A 16,904-nucleotide genomic window follows, 5' to 3' on the forward strand; every position below is an offset into this window, starting at 1 on the left:
CACGGGCACGGAGCGGTCAAGACCGCTCCCTACAAACCGCTCGTTATCGTGGCATCGTAGGGAGGGGTCTTGACCCCTCCGCAGAGGTTTCCGCCGCCGCGAGCTAAAAATATACCGTTACTCCGATTCGTTCCCCCGCCCAACAATCTCGGCCTTTAAGACGTCCTGAATATCCACCAGGCATTCCAGCAGCAGGGGGTTGAACTGCCCGCAGTCGCCGTGCAGGATCATCTGCACCGCGGTGTCCGGTGAGTAGGCGGCCTTGTAGACGCGCTTGCTGACCAGCGCGTCGTAGACGTCCGCTATCGAGACGATCTGCGCCGAAATCGGGATGTCGTCCCCGGCCAGGCCGTCGGGGTAACCGCGGCCGTCCCAGCGCTCGTGGTGCCAGCGGCAGATGTCGTGGGCGGTCTTGACAAGCGCTTCGTTTTTATAGCGGCCCAGATGGTCCAGCATGTTTGCGCCCACAACGGTGTGGGTTTTCATAAGATCGAACTCCTCCGGGGTAAGCCGCCCGGGCTTGTTCAGGATCTTATCGTCTATCGCAACCTTTCCGATGTCGTGCAGCGCCGATGCCATGACGATCAGCTCCTGCGTTTCGGGCGGCAGGTCATACTTGTCGGTTTTCTGCGTCAGCCGCTCCAGAAGGCGCTGGGTCAGCGTGCCGATGTGCAGCACGTGCTGGCCGCTCTCACCGTTGCGGAACTCGACGACCTCGCTCAGGATCGAGATCATCATCTTGGTGTTTTTCTCTTTTTCCTTGATCTGGCTCGTCACCAGCGAGGCGAGCCGCCGCTGCTTGGCGTAGAGCTTGATCGTGTTGAAAACGCGGCGGTAGACGACGCCCGCATCGAACGGGCGGCTGACATAGTCCGAGACGCCCAGCTCGTAGGCGCGGCGCACAACGGTGTCGGCGTCCTCACTCGAGATCATGATGACGGGGATGTCCTCGATCCAGTGGCTGCGGTTCATCTCGCTCAGCACCGCAAAGCCGTCCATGACCGGCATGACGATGTCCAGCAGGATCAGCGCAATGCCGGTGCCGTACTGCTCCAGCATGGCCAGGCATTCCCTGCCGTTCGTCGCCTCCAGAATGTTGTAGTCGCTGCCCAGAATTTCCGCCAGAATGGCGCGGTTCATCTCGGAGTCGTCCACAATTAAAATGCTCTGGCGGGAATGGCTTTCGCGCCCGGCAGCGCTCAAAGCGCCGTCTCGGGCGTTGTCCTCGGTCACGACCATGTTTTTGCGGTTCTTGGCCTGGTACATCAGCTTGTCGGCGCGGGAGACTGCCTGCTCCACGGTCTCGCCGGGCTGCGTTATCACGCCGCCGATGCTGGCGGACAGCTGCAGACGGGAATACCCCGGCACGCTGGCGGCGTGCAGCTGCTCCCGGATGCGGTCCAGCTTGGCCAGGAACGCCGCGCGCTCAATGCCCGGCAGCACCAGCAGGAATTCGTCGCCGCCGTAGCGGATGAGCACGTCCGATTTGCGGATGCTGGTGCGCACCACGTCAACGCAGGTGCGCAGCGCCATGTCGCCGGCCTGATGGCCGTAGGTGTCGTTGATCAATTTAAAGTCGTCCAGATCCATCACGGCCACACCGGCGGGGTCGGTCTTGTCCTTGAGCTCGTCCTCAAAGTAGAGGCGGTTGTAGCTGTCGGTCAGTGCATCGTGGTAGAGCTTGGTGTGGTAGCGCGTGATGCTGTCTATCAGGCGGTCCCCGTTTTCGGGGTCAATGAGGGTCTCGCCGTCCAGCTTCTGGACCAGCTCCATGACACAGGGAACGCCGTCGACCTCGCGGTAGACGGCGGTGACCTGAAAGACCTCGCTGCCCATGTATTCCAGCTTGGTGCGTTGGCGGTGATCCTCCAGCACCTGCCGGGAGATGCAGTTCCGGCAGGGGGTGTTTTTGCCCCAATAGCTGTAGCAGCTGCAAAAGCTGTTGATGGACTCCTCGCCGCCGACCTGCGCAGCATCCAGCAGCCGCACCACAGTAAAGATGGTGCGGTATTGGGCCATTTCCGTTTCGACCTGTTCTCTGGTCATAGTGCTTCCGCCTTTGTGTGAAGGAATGGGTAGATAAAAATTGTGTTACATATAAGAACATTATAGCATTGCAGGGCGTTTTTTGTCAATGTGGTAAGGGGGAACCCCATGACCGCCCGGCAACGGGCAGCCCCCCGACGGCCCTGTCCTACCCGCTGCCCGCCCCGCATATACATACCGCAGGAGGTACATGCCATGCGTCGGATCGGATTCTACTTATTTATAATGGCCGTCTTTCTGCTTGCGCCGCTGCTTGCACTGCCGCAAAAGGCTGTCCCGGCCCCCGCTGCGGCGCCGACCCCCACCCCAACCGCCGTCGCCCGGGCCGCCGCGCCCTACCGCGCTGTGTGGGTCAGCTATCTGGAATGGGAGCGGGTCGATTTCTCGTCGGCGGAGGCGTTCACGCAGGCAATCGGCACAATGCTGGACAATATACAGTCGATTGGCGCAACCGTCGTGCTGGCGCAGGTGCGGCCCTTCGGCGATGCGCTCTACCCCAGCGACTACTTTCCGTTCAGCCACCTCTGCACCGGCACGCAGGGGCAGGACCCCGGGTTTGACCCGCTGGCACTGCTGGTGGACGCCGCCCACGCGCGGGACTTACAGCTGGAAGCCTGGGTCAACCCTTACCGTATCCAGGCCGGGCAGACCCCGGCTCTGTGCGGCGCAAGCCCGGCGCGGCTGCACCCGGACTGGGTCAGGTACACCGACACCGGCGCGTATCTCGACCCCGCCAGCGCGGACGTGCGGCAGTACATTGCCGACGGGGTGGGGGAGCTGTGCGCAAGGTACGCTGTGGACGGCATCCACTTTGACGACTATTTTTACCCCACCACCGACCCGGCCTTTGACGCGGCGGACTACGCGGCCAGCGGCAGCACACGGACGCAGGACGACTGGCGGCGGGAGAACGTGAACGCCCTGATGGAGCTTTGCCACGCCGCGGCCCGGCGGTACGGCGTGCGGTTCGGCGCAGCCCCGGCGGGCGACCCGGAGCAGAACTACACCCTGCAATACAGCGACGCGGCCCGCTGGCTGCGGCAGGGGACTGTGGATTACCTGATGCCCCAGCTTTATTGGGGGCAGGAATATATAAAAAACGGCGATGCGTCGCACAGCTTTGCGCAGCTGGCCGCCGCGTGGGCCGCACTGCCCCGCGCGGCGGGCGTGAAGCTGTACGCCGGGCTGGGAGCCTACCGCGTCGGCGCAGGGGATGGGTCCGATGCCGGCTCCGAGTGGTTTTCCGGCCATGCGCTGGCCGACCAGCTTGCTTTGCTTGCCCGCATAGGGGTGCAGGGCGCGGGGCTCTACCGCTACGGCAGCCTGTTTGCCAATTCCGACGCCCCGGCGCTGGCGGAAAGTGAAGCGGAGGCAATAAAAGGTGTCTGGCAGGGCTGACCGGAAAATCCGGTGCAGACTGTCGAAAAACTCTTGTAGGGGCGAGCATTGCTCGCCCGTGCCCGTTTGCCTTGTAAGCAAACCACCCGGAAAAATGCGTTGCTGCGGTAAGTTGGCGGGCGACCAATGGTCGCCCCTACATACGCAATAAGGCAGGAATGCAATTTTTTGACAGTCTTGACCGGAAAATCCGGCGGTGCCGACAAAGATTTGGTACTTGCAAAAGCGGTAAAAATGCAAGATAATAGAGAGGCGGGCGGCTTGCGGCTGCCCGCAGGACCCAAGGGAAGATAAAGGAGAAACTCCATGAACAATACAAACGACCTCTATAACCGCTGGCTAGCCCAGCCGGATCTGGACGACGCCGTCAAAGCCGAGCTCGTCTCCATCGCGGGCGACAGCGACGCCGTCACGGACCGCTTTTACCGCGATCTGGAATTCGGCACCGGCGGCCTGCGCGGCGTGATCGGCGCGGGCACGAACCGGATGAACCTCTACACCGTGCGCAAGGCAACGCAGGGGCTGGCGGACTACCTCAATGCGTCCGGCCTGCCCAAAAAGGTAGCCATCGCCCACGACAGCCGCCATAACGGTGCGCTGTTCGCCCGCGAGACCGCCCGCGTGCTGGCCGCGAACGGCATTACCGCCTGCATGTACCCCCGGCTTGAGCCGACCCCGGCGCTTTCGTGGGCGGTGCGGTACCTCGGCTGCGGTGCGGGCGTCTGCGTGACGGCCAGCCACAACCCCGCTAAGTACAACGGCTACAAGGTCTACGGCGCGGACGGCTGCCAGATCACGCTGGAGGCTGCCGAGAAAATTCTGGCAGCTATCGAAAAAATTGATTGCTTTGACGATGTCCGGCTGGCAGATTTTGACGCCGCCGCCGCCGCGGGCCGCATTGTGACAATTGACGAAAAATGCCTCGATGATTTTGTGCAGGCTGTCTATGACCAGCGCGTCGGCGACGGCGCGGGCATCGACGCGCTCAAGCTCGTCTACACCCCGCTGAACGGCACGGGTCTGGAATGTGTGAAAAAGCTGCTGAAAAAGCTCGGCGTGACCCATGTGACCGTTGTGCCCGAGCAGGAAAAGCCCGACGGCGACTTCCCGACCTGCCCCTACCCGAACCCCGAGATCCGCGAAGCTATGCAAAAAGGCTTGGAGCTGTGCGACAAGGTCCGCCCCGATCTGCTGCTGGGCACCGACCCCGACTGTGACCGCTGCGGCACCGCCGTGCCCGACGGCAAGGGCGGCTACCGGCTGATTACCGGCAATGAGATGGGCATCATCCTGCTGGACTATATCTGCCGCACCCGTCTGGCACAGGGCACGATGCCCGCCGACCCCGTGGCGGTAACGACGATCGTCTCCACCGATATGGCAGCGCCGGTGGCAAAAAAATACGGCGTTGAGCTGCGCCGCACCCTGACCGGCTTTAAGTTCATCGGCGAGCAGATCGGCAAGCTGGAGGCCGAGGGGCGTCCCGAACGCTATATCTTCGGCTTTGAGGAGAGCTACGGCTACCTGTCCGGCGGCCACGTCCGCGACAAGGACGCTGTCAACGCGACGCTGCTGGTCTGCGAGGCCGCGGCCTGGTACGCCCAGCAGGGCAAGACGCTGCTGGACGCCATCGAGGCGTTGTACAGGGAGTTCGGTTACTACCGCAATGCGCTGTGCAGCTTTGCCTTTGAGGGCGAGAGCGGCATGCGCACGATGCAGGAGCTGATGAAGAAGCTGCGCGCCAACGCCCCGGAGGACATTGCCGGGTACAAGGTGGAGTCCGTCGTGGACTACGACACCGACGGCACCGGGCTGCCCCGCGCCAACGTGCTGGAATACCATCTGGACGGCGGGCATAAGCTGATGGTCCGCCCCTCCGGCACCGAGCCGAAAATTAAAGTTTATCTTTCCGCCGTTGGCGACAGTGAAGCAGCCGCCGATGCCGTGAACGCCGCGCTGGCCAAAGCCGCCGCAGACATGATGAGAGCGTGAACGGTATGGCAATTCTGAAATTGACCCCGAGCTGCCAGGATTATCTGTGGGGCGGCAGCCGCCTGCGCACCGATTTCGGCATCAAGAGCGACCTTGAACCGCTGGCCGAAGCGTGGGTGCTGTCCTGCCACCCGGACGGCCCGAGCTACCTGCCCGACGGCACGACGCTGGCGGACTACGTGGCCGCGCACCCCGAAGCTCTGGGCACGGACTGCGCAAAATTTGAGCAGTTCCCGATCCTGACAAAGTTCATCGACGCCAGCAAGAACCTGTCCATTCAGGTACACCCGTCCAACGACTACGCGCTGAAAAACGAACACCAGTACGGCAAAAGCGAGATGTGGTATGTGCTGGACTGCGTGCCGGGGGCGTATCTCTACTACGGCTTTACGCACGAAATCTCCAAAGAGGAGTTTGCGGAGCGCATCAAAAATAACACCCTGACCGAGGTCCTGAACGCCGTGCCCGTACACAAGGGCGACTGCTTTTTTATCCCGTCCGGCACGCTGCACGCCATCGGCCAGGGCATCGTCGTGGTCGAGGTGCAGCAGAACTCCAACGTGACCTACCGCGTCTACGACTACGGGCGCGTCGGTGCGGACGGCAAGCCCCGCGCCCTGCACATTGAAAAGGCGCTGGACGTGACCCGCCGCACGCCGCCGCAAAAGCACGACTTCGGCAGCCATCTCGCGCAGTGCGAGTATTTCACGGTGGACGTGAAAAAAGGCGCGTTTGACGGTGCGGCTGACGAAAAGAGCTTTGTCTCGCTGCTCATCACCGACGGCGCAGGCACGCTGACCTGCGGCGGCGAGACCGTGAAGGTCAAAAAGGGCGAAAGCTATTTTATCCCCGCGGGCAGCGGCAAGTACGCCGTGACCGGCGACTGTGAGACGCTGGTGACGGTGGTGTAAAGCGGGGGAGCGGTGCTGTATCCCCCAGCCGAGCGGTAGGGGCCGGGCATGCCCGGCCCGCCAGTGTGCCCTTACAGCGCATTTCCCCATTGCAGAGACAGTAGGGGCCGGGCATGCCCGGCCCGCAGGTGTCCCATAGGCGGGCGCTTGCGGAAAGGTGCAGGGCCGGGCATGCCCGGCCCCTACAGGGCAGAAGTGAATACAGAAAAGACGCACTACGGAAAAACTTCCGTGGTGCGTCTTTTTTGTAACCTTTTAGCAGAAAGCAGCCCTCGACGTGTTCCGCGGGCAGCGGACGGTATACTCCCAATTGACCCGGCGGGGAGACAAGCCCCGCGCGGGAAACCAGCAAAGGAGGAACCGTACATGAAAAAACGTCTGTTGGCTGTGCTGCTGGCCTGCTGTATGGCGGCAGGCATGGCCAACGCTGTGTTTGCGGCGGATGAGCTGCCCGCCACGGCGGAATCTGCGGCGGCGATTGCGCCCGCCGACCCGGACCCGCCTGCCCCGGAACCCGAAATAGAGGCGGAGCCGACCCCGGCAGCTGCCCCCGCGGCAACGCCCGAGACCGCACGCACCCTCGTGATGGAGACGCTGCTCGCCGCGCCCGACACCGCGGCGCAGACTGCCGTTGTCACAAGCGCAGAGCTGGTGGACAGCATTCGGACCGACGGCTGCTTTACAGCGAAGGTCAACGGCAGCACGGACAGACTCGACGGCGCTGTGTACACCTGGTACCGCAGCAAGGACGGCACCAACTGGGAGGAGGTCCCGCAGCAGCTCTGCTCCGGCGATGCGTGGAACATCACGCCGGGCAGCGAGCACCGGCTGAACGCTGCGCTGGATGCCTGCATTGCCGGTGTCAGGGATGCGGAACGGCTGTACTATAAGGTCGAGGTCACCGGCACCGACGGCGCAAAACTCACCGCCGCGGCCATGCAGGTGCCCTACTGCATCCAGCTGCAGAACGGCAGCTTTGAAACGCCGGATATTGCCGGGCTGAAGGCGTATCACAACAAAAACAACAATACGCCCGCATCCCGGCTGTATTATTCCCCGGACGGTGAGACCGGCAGCTTCTTTACCCAGTACCCGTCGGGGGAAGGGGGCATCGTCTGGCAGACCACCGGCGTGGCCAGGCACTGGCAAACCGGAAGCGCCGGCCTGTACATTGAGCTGGCGGACGGCTCCAACCGCAGCTATAACGGCACGCGGAACTACCCCGAGGCCAGCTACAGCATCGACGGCGCTTACGACGGCCGGCAGTTTGCCGAGCTGAACTGCGAGGCCTACGGCGCACTGTATCAGGATGTGCTGACCGCGCCCGGCACCACGCTGCACTGGTCGCTGGCCCACCGCGCCCGCGGCAGGGGGATGCAGGACTCAATGGCGCTGCTCATCGCGCCGGTGGATGTGGCAGCGCAGATCACCGACATTCTGGCGGGCGTTTCCAGCGAGGACGACAACAGGGGACTTCTGGTGCGCGCGGCGCTGGACCGGACCGTGCAATACAACGGCGAGGAGGTCCCCATCCGCAGCTTCATGGTCGGCGGTGAGATCACCGACGGCAGCGACCAGTGGGGCGTCCACAGCGGCGACTACACGGTCCGGGCGGGGCAGTATGTCAGCCGGTTCTTCTTCCTGGCGCTGTCCAGCGGCAAGGGGGACCGGCGCGAGGGCAACCTGCTGGACAAGGTCTGGTTCAGCACCGAGCCTGCGCCGCCCGTGGCCGGGCATGCCAACCTGACGCTGCGCAAGACGCTGGCGGGCAGCCTGACCGCCGACGAGCTGACCGCCGTGCGCGCGGGGCTGACCTTCACTGTGACCCGCTCCGACGGCACGGCTGTGGCCGTCATAAGCGGCGCGGATATGACCGTCGGCACCGACCCGGCCCAGTGCAGCTATACTATACAGGATCTGCCTGTGGCGTCGGAGAGCGGCACACCCTACACCTACACCGTGACCGAGACCGCCCACGCCGCCCCGGCGGCGGTGCTCTATTTGGCGAGCCGCGCCGCCGTCAACGGCGACGCGCTGCAGCCCGCGGGTGACCCACCGACGCTGGCCAACATAACGCTGCTGCAAAACGGCACGACCTACGCCGATTTTGAGAACACCTACGCCCGGCAGACCGGCAGCCTGCGGCTGACGAAGGCCGTGGACGACACGGCCCTGCGCGATGAGGCCGAGGCCGTGACGAACACTTTCACCGTCGGCAGCCTGCCCATCGGCAGCTATACGCTGGTCTATGACGACGGCACGGCCCGCACCGTCACGCTGGACGCGCCCGGCGCACTGACCGTGCCGCTCAAGGGGCTGCACAGCGTAACGGTGGAGGATGTGCCCGTGGGCAGCTACACCGTGACCGAGACCGACCACCCCGACTTAGCCGGCTGGTACTGCACGACCACCGCCGCCGCGGCGGCCGGGACGGTGCAGGTGCCGTCCGGCGGCGTGGGGGAGGCTGTCATCACCAACACCTACGCGCCGTTCCTGCGCGTCACTGTGACCAAGCAGGTCACGGGCGGCATGGGCGACACGCGCCGCGGCTTTGCGTTTACGGCGGCCATTGACGGCGCGGCGGTCACCGCGGATACCCCCTATGTACAGCCCTACGGCGGCGCGGCACTGACCGCGGACGGCTTCACGATCCCGCACAAGGGCAGCATCGTCATCGGGCATCTGAAGCCCGGCCAGACCGTGACCGTCACCGAGGAGACGCTGACCGACTACGAAACGACAATGGACGACGGCAGCAGCGTCACGCTGGGCAGCAGCTATACCGCGACCCTGACCGGCGACGCGGCGCTGACCTGCGTCAACAATAAGGACGGCGTGCCGCCCACGGGTCTTGCGCAGGACGCGGCCCCGGCAGTCTGGCTGCTGGCGGCGGGCGCGGCGCTGGCCGTGGTCTGCCGCCGCCGAAGGGAGGCTGCACCGTGAACGAGACACAGCGCCGCCGTGCGCTGGCGGACGTGAAGGAGTTTTTTCTGCGCGCCGGGGCGCTGGCCGCACTGCTGCTGGTGCTGTTCGGCGTCGTGTTCGGGCTGGCGATCCAGCCGGACGACACGATGTACCCGCACTTCAAGCCCGGCGACCTGCTGCTCTACTACCGGCTGCCGCGCAGCTTTGCAGCGGGGGAGGTGGTCGTCTTTACACAGGATGACCGGCGCTGCACGGGGCGTGTTGCGGCCCGCGGCGGCGACACCGTGGAGGTGACAGAAAACGCGCTGCTGCGCATCAACGGCAGCCTTGTGGCCGAGCCGGACATTTACGAGACGACCCCCCGCTACGACAGTGACGTGACCTACCCCCTGACCCTGGCCGACGGCGAGTATTTTATCCTCTGCGACGCCCGCGAGGGTGCGCCCGACAGCCGCCGGTACGGCCCTGTGACGGCAGAAAATATCGCCGGGCGGGTCATTGCGATTGTGAGGAGGAATGAGATTTGATAAGGGCAAGAAGGAGATACAGGTGAACTTTGCCCTCATCCGCCGCTGCGGCGGCACCTTCCCCCGAGGGGGAAGGCTTGGGGCGGGATGCCTTCCCCTGCGGGGGAAGGTGGCCGAGGCCCCGCCCGAGGCCGGATGAGGGCCGACCTACCGGAAACCACCCACATAACCATACACCACCCCGAAAGGAGCACATACTTATGAACACCATCAAGCTTTCCGCCGTTCTGACCGCTGCTTTGCTCACGGGTGCACTCTCCGCCACGGCGTTTGCGGCAGAGACCCTGACCACGACCACCGGCAGCATCACCTTCCGCAAGGCCATCGACGTGACGAACGCCGAGGGCGCGGGCGGCATCACGGGCACGATTGCCTTTGACGTCACCGCCGCCGACGAGAGCGACCTGCCCGACGACGGAGAGAAAAACTATGTCGGCAGCGTGGATCAGCTGGACGGCAGCGACATCATCGCCACGTTTGCGGCGGATGACAGCGGCATTGCCAACAAGGAGAGCGATGTAAGCGTCGGCTTTGACACCTCGAAGTTCGAGGCCCCCGGCGTCTACTACTACCACCTGACCGAGCGCGACCCCGGCATCCACGGCCTGACCGCCACGACGGCGACCTACCTGCTAAAGGTGCGCGTTGTCAACGACAATACGTCCGACCCGGACGGTGCAACGTTCAAAATCGACTACGCTACGCTGACCTCGCTCGATGACAATACCAAGAGCGACCTCATCACCAATACCTACACGACCCACGGCCTGACCGTGACCAAGGCGCTGGCGGGCGACTGGGCCGACTACACCGACCACTTTATCTTCACGCTGGAGATCACCGACCCGGACGCAGACCCGAGCCGCATGGCGTCGGTCACGGTCCAAACCACAAGCGCGGCGGGCGTGAGGAGCAACGCCGAGGTGAAGCCCTTTACAAACGGCAAGGTCAGCTTCTCGGAGACGATCCGGGGCGGCGATATGATCCAGGTGACCGGCCTGCCCACCGGCGCGGCCTACACGATCACCGAGAGCGGCCTGGACGCTGAGAAGTATACGACGGCCTGGACGCTGGACGGCGAAACGCTGAGCACCGAAAGGGCCCTGCCCACGCAGACGGTGGGTGCCGCCGACACGGCCCTGACCGTCACGAATACCCGCAGCTCGATTGCCCCCACCGGCCTGCTGCTGGACGCCGCCCCCTACGGCGCGATGCTGGCGCTGGCCGCGGGCAGCGGGCTGGTGTTCTTCCGCAAGCGCCGCCGTGAGGACTGATGCCGGACCGCGCGGCGCGGCTGGCACGCCTGGGCACACGGCTGGTCAGTGCGCTGGCCGGGCTGCTGATGCTGGCGCTGCTGGCTTTCGGCGGGTTCGCGCTCTGGCAGGACGCCGCGCTGCGCCGCGGGGCGTTTGTGGGCGCGGAGCTTTTGCAGTATAAGCCCGCCGCACCGGCTGCCGACAACCCGACGCTGGCCGGGCTGCAAACCGTCAACCCCGATGTCTGCGGCTGGCTGACGGTGGACGGCACGGGCATCGACTACCCCGTTGTGCAGGGCGCGACGAACATGGACTACGTCAACCGCGACGTCTACGGTGATTTTTCCCTGTCGGGCGCGATTTTTCTCGACAGTCGCTGTGCCGCCGACCTGACCGACCCGTACACGGTGATTTACGGCCACCACATGGACAACAGCGCGATGTTCGGCGATGTGGCGCGGTTTGCGGAGGCAGACTATTTTGCCGCGCACCCCGCGGGCAGCATAAGTCTGCCCAACGCCGCCTATACGATCGAGCTGTTCGCCTGTGTGGTGACAGATGCCTACGACACCGCCATTTACACGCCGGAGCGTTACCCCGACGACGTGGGGGCGCTGCTGGACTATGCGGCGGCGCAGGCCGTGCAGCAGCGGGACATCGGTGTGACGGCGCAGGACCGGCTGGTGGCGCTTTCGACCTGCGCCGGAAGCGAGACAAACGGGCGGGTCGTCGTGCTGGGGCGGCTCTGCCCCCTGAAAGAAGGAGATGAAATGCAATGACCTTTGGCAAAACGGCCCTGCGGTGCTGGCTGCCCGCAGCGGCCCTGCTGCTGGCGCTGCTCTGCCCGCTGCCCGTGGCGGCTGCGCGGGCGGGCACGGCGATCCCCGTCAGTGTCCGCACCGACGGCGCGGCGGCGGACGCCGTCTATACGGTGGAGCTGACGCCGCTGGACGCGGCCCCCGTGCCTGTGCAGCGTGCCCTGACCGTAAAAAACGGCGGCACCGTGTATTTTACGGGCTTCGCCTTTGACGAGCCGGGGGATTACCGGTATCTGATTGCCGAGCGCAGCGGCGGCGCTGCCCACACGACCTACGATGCGCACAGCTACACGGTCACGGTCCGGGTGACGGGCCGCCCGGACGGCGGTCTTGCCGCCGGGCTCTGGGCCGTGCGCAGCGGGGAGACCGCGAAGGCCGACGGCGTGCTGTTTGTGAACCGGTATGACCCGCCGGAGACCGCCGCGGCAGCGGTGACTGCGTCAGCCGCGGCAGCTGGCACACGGACCGTGAAGGCTGCCGCCCCGGCGGCGCTGCCGCAAACCGGGGACGGCTTCCCCGTCGAGGCGCTGGCCGCCGCGTTTTGCGCAAGCGTCATCGGGTTTGGCACGGCGTGGAAAAGGAGGTGAACCCATTAACGGCTGCCTCCGCCCACTGCAAAGGGGGTGGGCTGCCGCCCTCCCTTGCCCCTCTCGTCCACAACCCATTTGGGGCACCCCGTAGGGGCCGGGCATGCCCGGCCCTCCACCTTGCCATTACCGCCCATGTATCTTTTGCCCCGTAGGGAGGGGGTCTTGACCCCTCCGCAGCCTCCCGCCGCCGCTCTCTCGCCCCAACAAAAAAATCGCCCCCATCCGGTTGCGGCTCCGGATGGGGGCTTGGGGTATCGGTTTGTGTGAGGAGGAATCATGTTCCAGAATTACGGTTGCGGCTCCGTAACCCTGTGCCTATATACTACCGGATAACTGCTAAAAAACTATGTTTTTCCTATGAACAATTTGTAAATTACCGCGCAGCCGGGCCCAACGCCCCGGCTGCGCCTTTTTTTGCGGTTTTACTTGTATTGCAATGCCGGTTCGCGGTATAATTACCCTGTATTCTTACGGAAAGGGGCTGCGGCCATGCGTATTTCTACCCGGCGGCGGGCTGTGTGTCTGGCGCTGTGCCTGGCGCTGCTCACGGCCTGCGGGAATACCGCGGCGGCCTCCACGCCCCCGGCGGCACAGTCGGCGGCAGACGAACAACCCGAGCCTACGCCCCCCGCCGACCCCTACCGGGCCCCGGCGCCGGCGCTGAGCGAGTTCCATCAGGACGCGGCCATCGGCACGGCGGCGGTGGGCATTGATGTGTCCTGTGTCAATCAGGGCTATGTCGCCGTCAGTGCCACCGACGATGCCCGCCTGAAATTTCAGGTCGAGTGCGGCGGCACAAAGTACAACTACGACCTGCCCGGCGACGGCACGCCCGAGAGCTTCCCGCTGCAGATGGGCGACGGGACCTACAGCTTCCGCGTGCTGGAAAATACATCCGGTACAAAATACGCGGCAATATACGAAACGTCCGCCAGCGTTACGCTGGACGATGAATTCCAGCCCTACATCCGCCCCAGCGAGATGGTCAATTATACCGCCGACTCCGCCTGTGTGGCGAAGGCCGCCGAGCTGGCCCAAATGGCCGGGGACGATGCGGGCGTTGCGGCGCAGGTGTTTGCCTATGTGACGCAAAACATCACCTACGATTCCGCCAAGGCTGCGTCGGTGGAGGACGGCTATCTGCCCGACCCCGACGCGACGCTGGCCGCGGGCACCGGCATCTGCTACGACTACGCCGCCCTGACCGCCGCCATGCTGCGCAGTCAGGGCATCCCCGCCAAGCTCATCACGGGCTATGTGGAGCCGGGCGAGATCTACCACGCCTGGAATATGATCTGGCTGGAAAACACCGGCTGGATCACCGTCGACTTTGAGGCTCCGGCCCACAGCTGGCAGCGCATCGACACCACGTTTGCCGCCGGAGCAGGTGCCGATTTTACCGGCGACGGCACAAGCTACACAGACCGCTATACATATTAAGGAGGCTATCATGGCACAGGAATTGCAGAGCATGGCCGTGAGCGCATTTTGTGAAAATATGGCCATGCTGCTCGCCGCGGGCATCGGCCCCGAGGAGGGCACGGCCCTCCTGAGCGACACCGGCGTCGAGAGTGAGTTCCACGACGCCGCGAAGGCCGTGCACGACCACCTGACCGCAAACGGCGGCACGCTGGCCGACGCCTGCGCGGCCACCGGGTATTTCCCCGGTTATGCCTGCCGGATGCTGGCTGCGGGCGAGCTGACGGGCCGCACCGAGCAGGTGCTCCGGGGCCTTGCGCGCTACTACGCGGATCGGGCCCGGTTCAATAAACAGCTGCGCAGCGCCGTGGCCTACCCGGCGGTATTGCTCTGCCTGATGGCCGTGATCCTGGTTGTGCTGCTGGTGCAGGTGCTGCCGGTGTTCAGCCGCGTTTACGCCGCCATGGCGGGCGGCACCGCGGCGGCGGGCTACCGCTATCTGCAGGTGGGCTATGTCGTGGGCGGCGTGGCGCTGGCCGTCACGGCGGTCATCGCGGCGGTGCTGGCGGTCACGCTGCTGCAGGCCCGCACGGCCCGGGGCTGCGTTAAGCTGGAGGCCGCGGCGGAGAAGATCCCCGCGCTGCGCGGTGTCGTCCGCAAGCAGGCGCTGGCGCGGTATGTCTGGGTGCTGGATCTGTACCTTGCCAGCGGTATGCCCGCCGAGGACTCGCTGCGTGCTGCCGCCGAGGTCGTGACCTGCGGGCAGCTGAAAAAGGCTGCCCGGGGCTGCGCCGATGCCGTCGCCGCCGGCAAGCCGCTGGAGGAGGCCGTGCTGGAGCAGCAGCTGTTTGAGCCGCTCTATGCGCGGATGCTGGTCACAGGCGCCAAGAGCGGCACGATGGACCAGGTCGTCACCCGCTTGAGCGAGCTGTTCAGCGAGGACGCCGCCGAGGCCACCGAACACCTGACCGGGCTGGTCGAGCCGGTATTGTCCGGGTTATTGACGCTGGCCGTCGGCGTGACCCTCATCGCCGCCATGCTCCCGCTGGTGGGCATGCTCGGGGCAATCGGGTAAGCTTTCTCAGTGGAAAGCCGCGTGGCAGGGGCCGGGCATGCCCGGCCCGCAGCCCTTCGTGTATTACCCGTTTAACGGTTTGCTTTGTAGGGAGGGGTCTTGACCCCTCCGCGGGGCGTCGGGGACGCCGCCCCCTACAAACTACATTGCATGTTTCCCTACGAACCACAAATTACAAGGTATACGCTTATGATGTATCACGAAAAACCCAGGCAGCGCAAGGTGCCGCTGGCGTCGCTTTTGCTGGCGGTGCCGGTGGTGGCGGTGGCTGCCGCTGCCGGGCAGGTCAGCCGCGATATGGATGCGCAGGCCGCCGCGGCGCTCAAGGACAGCGTTGTGCAGGCCGCTGTGCAGTGCTACGCCGTCGAGGGGGCTTACCCCGAGAGCGTGGACTATCTGGAGCAAAACTATGGCCTGCATATCAATCATAAACGCTACATCGTCAGTTATTCGGCCTTCGCGTCCAACGTCATGCCCGACGTGCAGGTACTGGAAAAGTGAGTGAGAAAGGGGGTGCGGCCCATGCAGGAGCGCGCTGAAAAATTCGCGCCCGCCGCTGCGCTGGCGCTGTATCTGGTGCTGCTGGGCACTGTGCTGGTGCTGGCCGGTGTTGGCGGGCGGCTCTACGGTGCGCTGTCGGACAGCCGCGCCGCCAACGATGCCCGCCGCGCCAGCCTGACCTACGTCGCGGCCCGTCTGCGTGCCGCCGACGCCGCAGGGGCCGTGCGGGTGAAAGGCCGCCCCGAGGGCGATGCGCTGGTGCTGGACGACGGCAGCGGCTACGAAACGCGCCTCTACCTTTATAACGGTGCGCTGGTCGAGGAGTACGCCGCCGCCGACACCGACTATAGGCCCGCTGCGGCGGAGAAGGTGGCCGACACGCGCACCTTTACCGTTGTGCAGGACGGGGCGCGGTACATCATCACCACCGACGACGGCGAGGTCCATGTGACCTTGCACAGCGCAGGGAGGGCCGACGAATGAAGCAGAACCATACCCGCGTATTTTTCATCGAGACAGCGTTCTTAACGCTCTTTGTGCTGCTGGCGCTGACCGTGCTGGTGCAGGTGTTCGGCAAGGCGCGCCAGCTGGGCGAGCAGGCCGCGCACACCAGCGCCGCCGCGCTGATCTTGCAGAACGTGGACGCGGATCTTCAGGCCGGGGCCGGGGTGTTTGCTGCCCTGACGGAGCCGTCCGCCGCCGCGCAGAGCTTTACCATCTGCTATAACGCCGAGGGTGAGCAGGACGCGGACGGCGCGTACCGGGTGCAGGTGCGGGCAGAGCCTGCGTCCGCGGGCAAAAACGGGCGCTACTGGACCGCGGAGATCGTCATATCCGACGCGGACCGGACGACCCGCTACACCGTTGCCAACACAGCCTGCTATTACAAAAAGGGGGCGGCATGATGCGGCGCAGGAATCAACAGGCTGACCCGCCGCCGCTGCGGGCCGCGACGCTGACCCTGCTGCTGGCGGCAGTTGTCGTCTGCCTGGCGCTGCTGGGCGTACTCTGCCTGGCCACGGCGCGGGCCGATTTGGCCCTGGCCGAGCGCCAGCTGAACAGCGCCTATGACACTGCCGCCGCCGAGCTGGTCGGCGCGCAGTGGTACCGCGAGGCCGACCAGCGCAGCTATGACGAGGGCACCACCCTGACCGCCGATTTGGACGCGGGTGTGAAGGGTGACCTGACCCTGCACATCGAGGCCCGCGGCACAGAAAACGGCGTGGAGATTACCCAATGGTATTTGCAGCGCGACTGGAACCCCGATGAGGGCACGAAGCTGTGGGATGGGCAATAGCTTCTCCAAGTGGGACGTAGGGCGGCCTGCCCACAGGCCGCCGCGGCGGGGTGAGGTCCCCCCACCCTACCTGACGTGGGAAATGGGCAGCCCTGTAGGGGCCGGGCATGCCCGGCCCTGCGGTGAAAGGCAGACGGGCGCTTATGGGA

The 16,904-nt window shown here is 65.1% G+C and carries 15 protein-coding genes; 14 read left to right on the forward strand and 1 reads right to left on the reverse strand.

Features of this window, described 5'->3' with window-relative positions:
- Positions 1-117: 117 nt before the first annotated feature.
- Positions 118-2,046 carry a diguanylate cyclase gene (locus B5D32_RS09800; RefSeq protein ID WP_078784872.1) on the reverse strand — a complete coding sequence of 643 codons (1,929 nt, stop codon included), beginning with the start codon at positions 2,044-2,046 and terminating at the stop codon, positions 118-120.
- Between the two features lie 195 nt (positions 2,047-2,241).
- On the opposite strand from B5D32_RS09800, the gene B5D32_RS09805 reads away from it, so the two are divergent.
- The 14 genes from B5D32_RS09805 (at position 2,242) to B5D32_RS09870 (ending at position 16,755) form a co-directional block, all read left to right on the forward strand.
- Positions 2,242-3,444 carry a glycoside hydrolase family 10-like protein gene (locus B5D32_RS09805; protein ID WP_078784873.1) on the forward strand — a complete coding sequence of 401 codons (1,203 nt, stop codon included), beginning with the start codon at positions 2,242-2,244 and terminating at the stop codon, positions 3,442-3,444.
- A gap of 306 nt (positions 3,445-3,750) precedes the next feature.
- Complete coding sequence (locus tag B5D32_RS09810) at positions 3,751-5,436, forward strand: phospho-sugar mutase (RefSeq protein ID WP_078784874.1); 1,686 nt, start codon at positions 3,751-3,753, stop codon at positions 5,434-5,436.
- A 5-nt stretch (positions 5,437-5,441) separates the two neighbouring features.
- Entirely contained in the window at positions 5,442-6,347 is a 906-nt protein-coding gene (locus B5D32_RS09815) for a type I phosphomannose isomerase catalytic subunit (protein ID WP_078784875.1), read from the forward strand.
- A gap of 366 nt (positions 6,348-6,713) precedes the next feature.
- Positions 6,714-9,290: a DUF7601 domain-containing protein gene (locus B5D32_RS09820; protein ID WP_078784876.1), complete on the forward strand. Its 2,577-nt coding sequence runs from the start codon at positions 6,714-6,716 to the stop codon at positions 9,288-9,290.
- Positions 9,287-9,799: a signal peptidase I gene (lepB, locus tag B5D32_RS09825; protein WP_242943435.1), complete on the forward strand. Its 513-nt coding sequence runs from the start codon at positions 9,287-9,289 to the stop codon at positions 9,797-9,799. Before B5D32_RS09820 ends, lepB begins: the two co-directional genes overlap by 4 nt.
- A gap of 200 nt (positions 9,800-9,999) precedes the next feature.
- On the forward strand, positions 10,000-11,073 hold the full coding sequence (locus tag B5D32_RS09830) for a DUF7601 domain-containing protein (RefSeq protein ID WP_078784878.1): 1,074 nt from the start codon (positions 10,000-10,002) through the stop codon (positions 11,071-11,073).
- The gene (gene srtB / locus B5D32_RS09835; RefSeq protein WP_078784879.1) at positions 11,073-11,834 is read left to right on the forward strand and encodes a class B sortase; all 762 of its coding nucleotides are present in this window, start codon (positions 11,073-11,075) and stop codon (positions 11,832-11,834) included. Before B5D32_RS09830 ends, srtB begins: the two co-directional genes overlap by 1 nt.
- On the forward strand, positions 11,831-12,460 hold the full coding sequence (locus tag B5D32_RS09840; RefSeq protein WP_078784880.1) for a Spy0128 family protein: 630 nt from the start codon (positions 11,831-11,833) through the stop codon (positions 12,458-12,460). The genes srtB and B5D32_RS09840 overlap by 4 nt, the downstream gene beginning before the upstream one ends.
- A gap of 492 nt (positions 12,461-12,952) precedes the next feature.
- A complete protein-coding gene (locus B5D32_RS09845) occupies positions 12,953-13,903 on the forward strand; it encodes a transglutaminase-like domain-containing protein (protein WP_078784881.1) in 951 nt (316 codons plus the stop codon).
- 10 nt (positions 13,904-13,913) lie between these two features.
- Positions 13,914-14,957, forward strand: a complete 1,044-nt coding sequence (locus tag B5D32_RS09850; protein WP_078784882.1) for a type II secretion system F family protein — start codon at positions 13,914-13,916, stop codon at positions 14,955-14,957.
- Between the two features lie 189 nt (positions 14,958-15,146).
- The gene (locus B5D32_RS09855; protein WP_143402731.1) at positions 15,147-15,458 is read left to right on the forward strand and encodes a hypothetical protein; all 312 of its coding nucleotides are present in this window, start codon (positions 15,147-15,149) and stop codon (positions 15,456-15,458) included.
- A gap of 21 nt (positions 15,459-15,479) precedes the next feature.
- Positions 15,480-15,941, forward strand: a complete 462-nt coding sequence (locus tag B5D32_RS09860; protein ID WP_078784883.1) for a DUF4860 domain-containing protein — start codon at positions 15,480-15,482, stop codon at positions 15,939-15,941.
- Entirely contained in the window at positions 15,938-16,363 is a 426-nt protein-coding gene (locus B5D32_RS09865) for a hypothetical protein (protein WP_078784884.1), read from the forward strand. Before B5D32_RS09860 ends, B5D32_RS09865 begins: the two co-directional genes overlap by 4 nt.
- Entirely contained in the window at positions 16,360-16,755 is a 396-nt protein-coding gene (locus tag B5D32_RS09870) for a hypothetical protein (RefSeq protein WP_143402732.1), read from the forward strand. The genes B5D32_RS09865 and B5D32_RS09870 overlap by 4 nt, the downstream gene beginning before the upstream one ends.
- The last annotated feature ends 149 nt before the right edge of the window (positions 16,756-16,904 follow it).

Origin of the sequence: Gemmiger formicilis, assembly GCF_900167555.1 — a bacterium.
Classification (GTDB): Bacteria; Bacillota; Clostridia; order Oscillospirales; family Ruminococcaceae; genus Gemmiger; species Gemmiger formicilis.

Excerpts from the sequence above, each read along its gene's own strand:
- B5D32_RS09800 (WP_078784872.1), bottom strand. The coding sequence starts at position 2,046 with ATGACCAGAGAACAGGTCGAAACGGAAATGGCCCAATACCGCACCATC.
- B5D32_RS09805 (WP_078784873.1), top strand. The coding sequence starts at position 2,242 with ATGCGTCGGATCGGATTCTACTTATTTATAATGGCCGTCTTTCTGCTT.
- B5D32_RS09810 (WP_078784874.1), top strand. The coding sequence starts at position 3,751 with ATGAACAATACAAACGACCTCTATAACCGCTGGCTAGCCCAGCCGGAT.
- B5D32_RS09815 (WP_078784875.1), top strand. The coding sequence starts at position 5,442 with ATGGCAATTCTGAAATTGACCCCGAGCTGCCAGGATTATCTGTGGGGC.
- B5D32_RS09820 (WP_078784876.1), top strand. The coding sequence starts at position 6,714 with ATGAAAAAACGTCTGTTGGCTGTGCTGCTGGCCTGCTGTATGGCGGCA.
- B5D32_RS09830 (WP_078784878.1), top strand. The coding sequence starts at position 10,000 with ATGAACACCATCAAGCTTTCCGCCGTTCTGACCGCTGCTTTGCTCACG.
- srtB (WP_078784879.1), top strand. The coding sequence starts at position 11,073 with ATGCCGGACCGCGCGGCGCGGCTGGCACGCCTGGGCACACGGCTGGTC.
- B5D32_RS09840 (WP_078784880.1), top strand. The coding sequence starts at position 11,831 with ATGACCTTTGGCAAAACGGCCCTGCGGTGCTGGCTGCCCGCAGCGGCC.
- B5D32_RS09845 (WP_078784881.1), top strand. The coding sequence starts at position 12,953 with ATGCGTATTTCTACCCGGCGGCGGGCTGTGTGTCTGGCGCTGTGCCTG.
- B5D32_RS09850 (WP_078784882.1), top strand. The coding sequence starts at position 13,914 with ATGGCACAGGAATTGCAGAGCATGGCCGTGAGCGCATTTTGTGAAAAT.
- B5D32_RS09855 (WP_143402731.1), top strand. The coding sequence starts at position 15,147 with ATGATGTATCACGAAAAACCCAGGCAGCGCAAGGTGCCGCTGGCGTCG.
- B5D32_RS09860 (WP_078784883.1), top strand. The coding sequence starts at position 15,480 with ATGCAGGAGCGCGCTGAAAAATTCGCGCCCGCCGCTGCGCTGGCGCTG.
- B5D32_RS09865 (WP_078784884.1), top strand. The coding sequence starts at position 15,938 with ATGAAGCAGAACCATACCCGCGTATTTTTCATCGAGACAGCGTTCTTA.
- B5D32_RS09870 (WP_143402732.1), top strand. The coding sequence starts at position 16,360 with ATGATGCGGCGCAGGAATCAACAGGCTGACCCGCCGCCGCTGCGGGCC.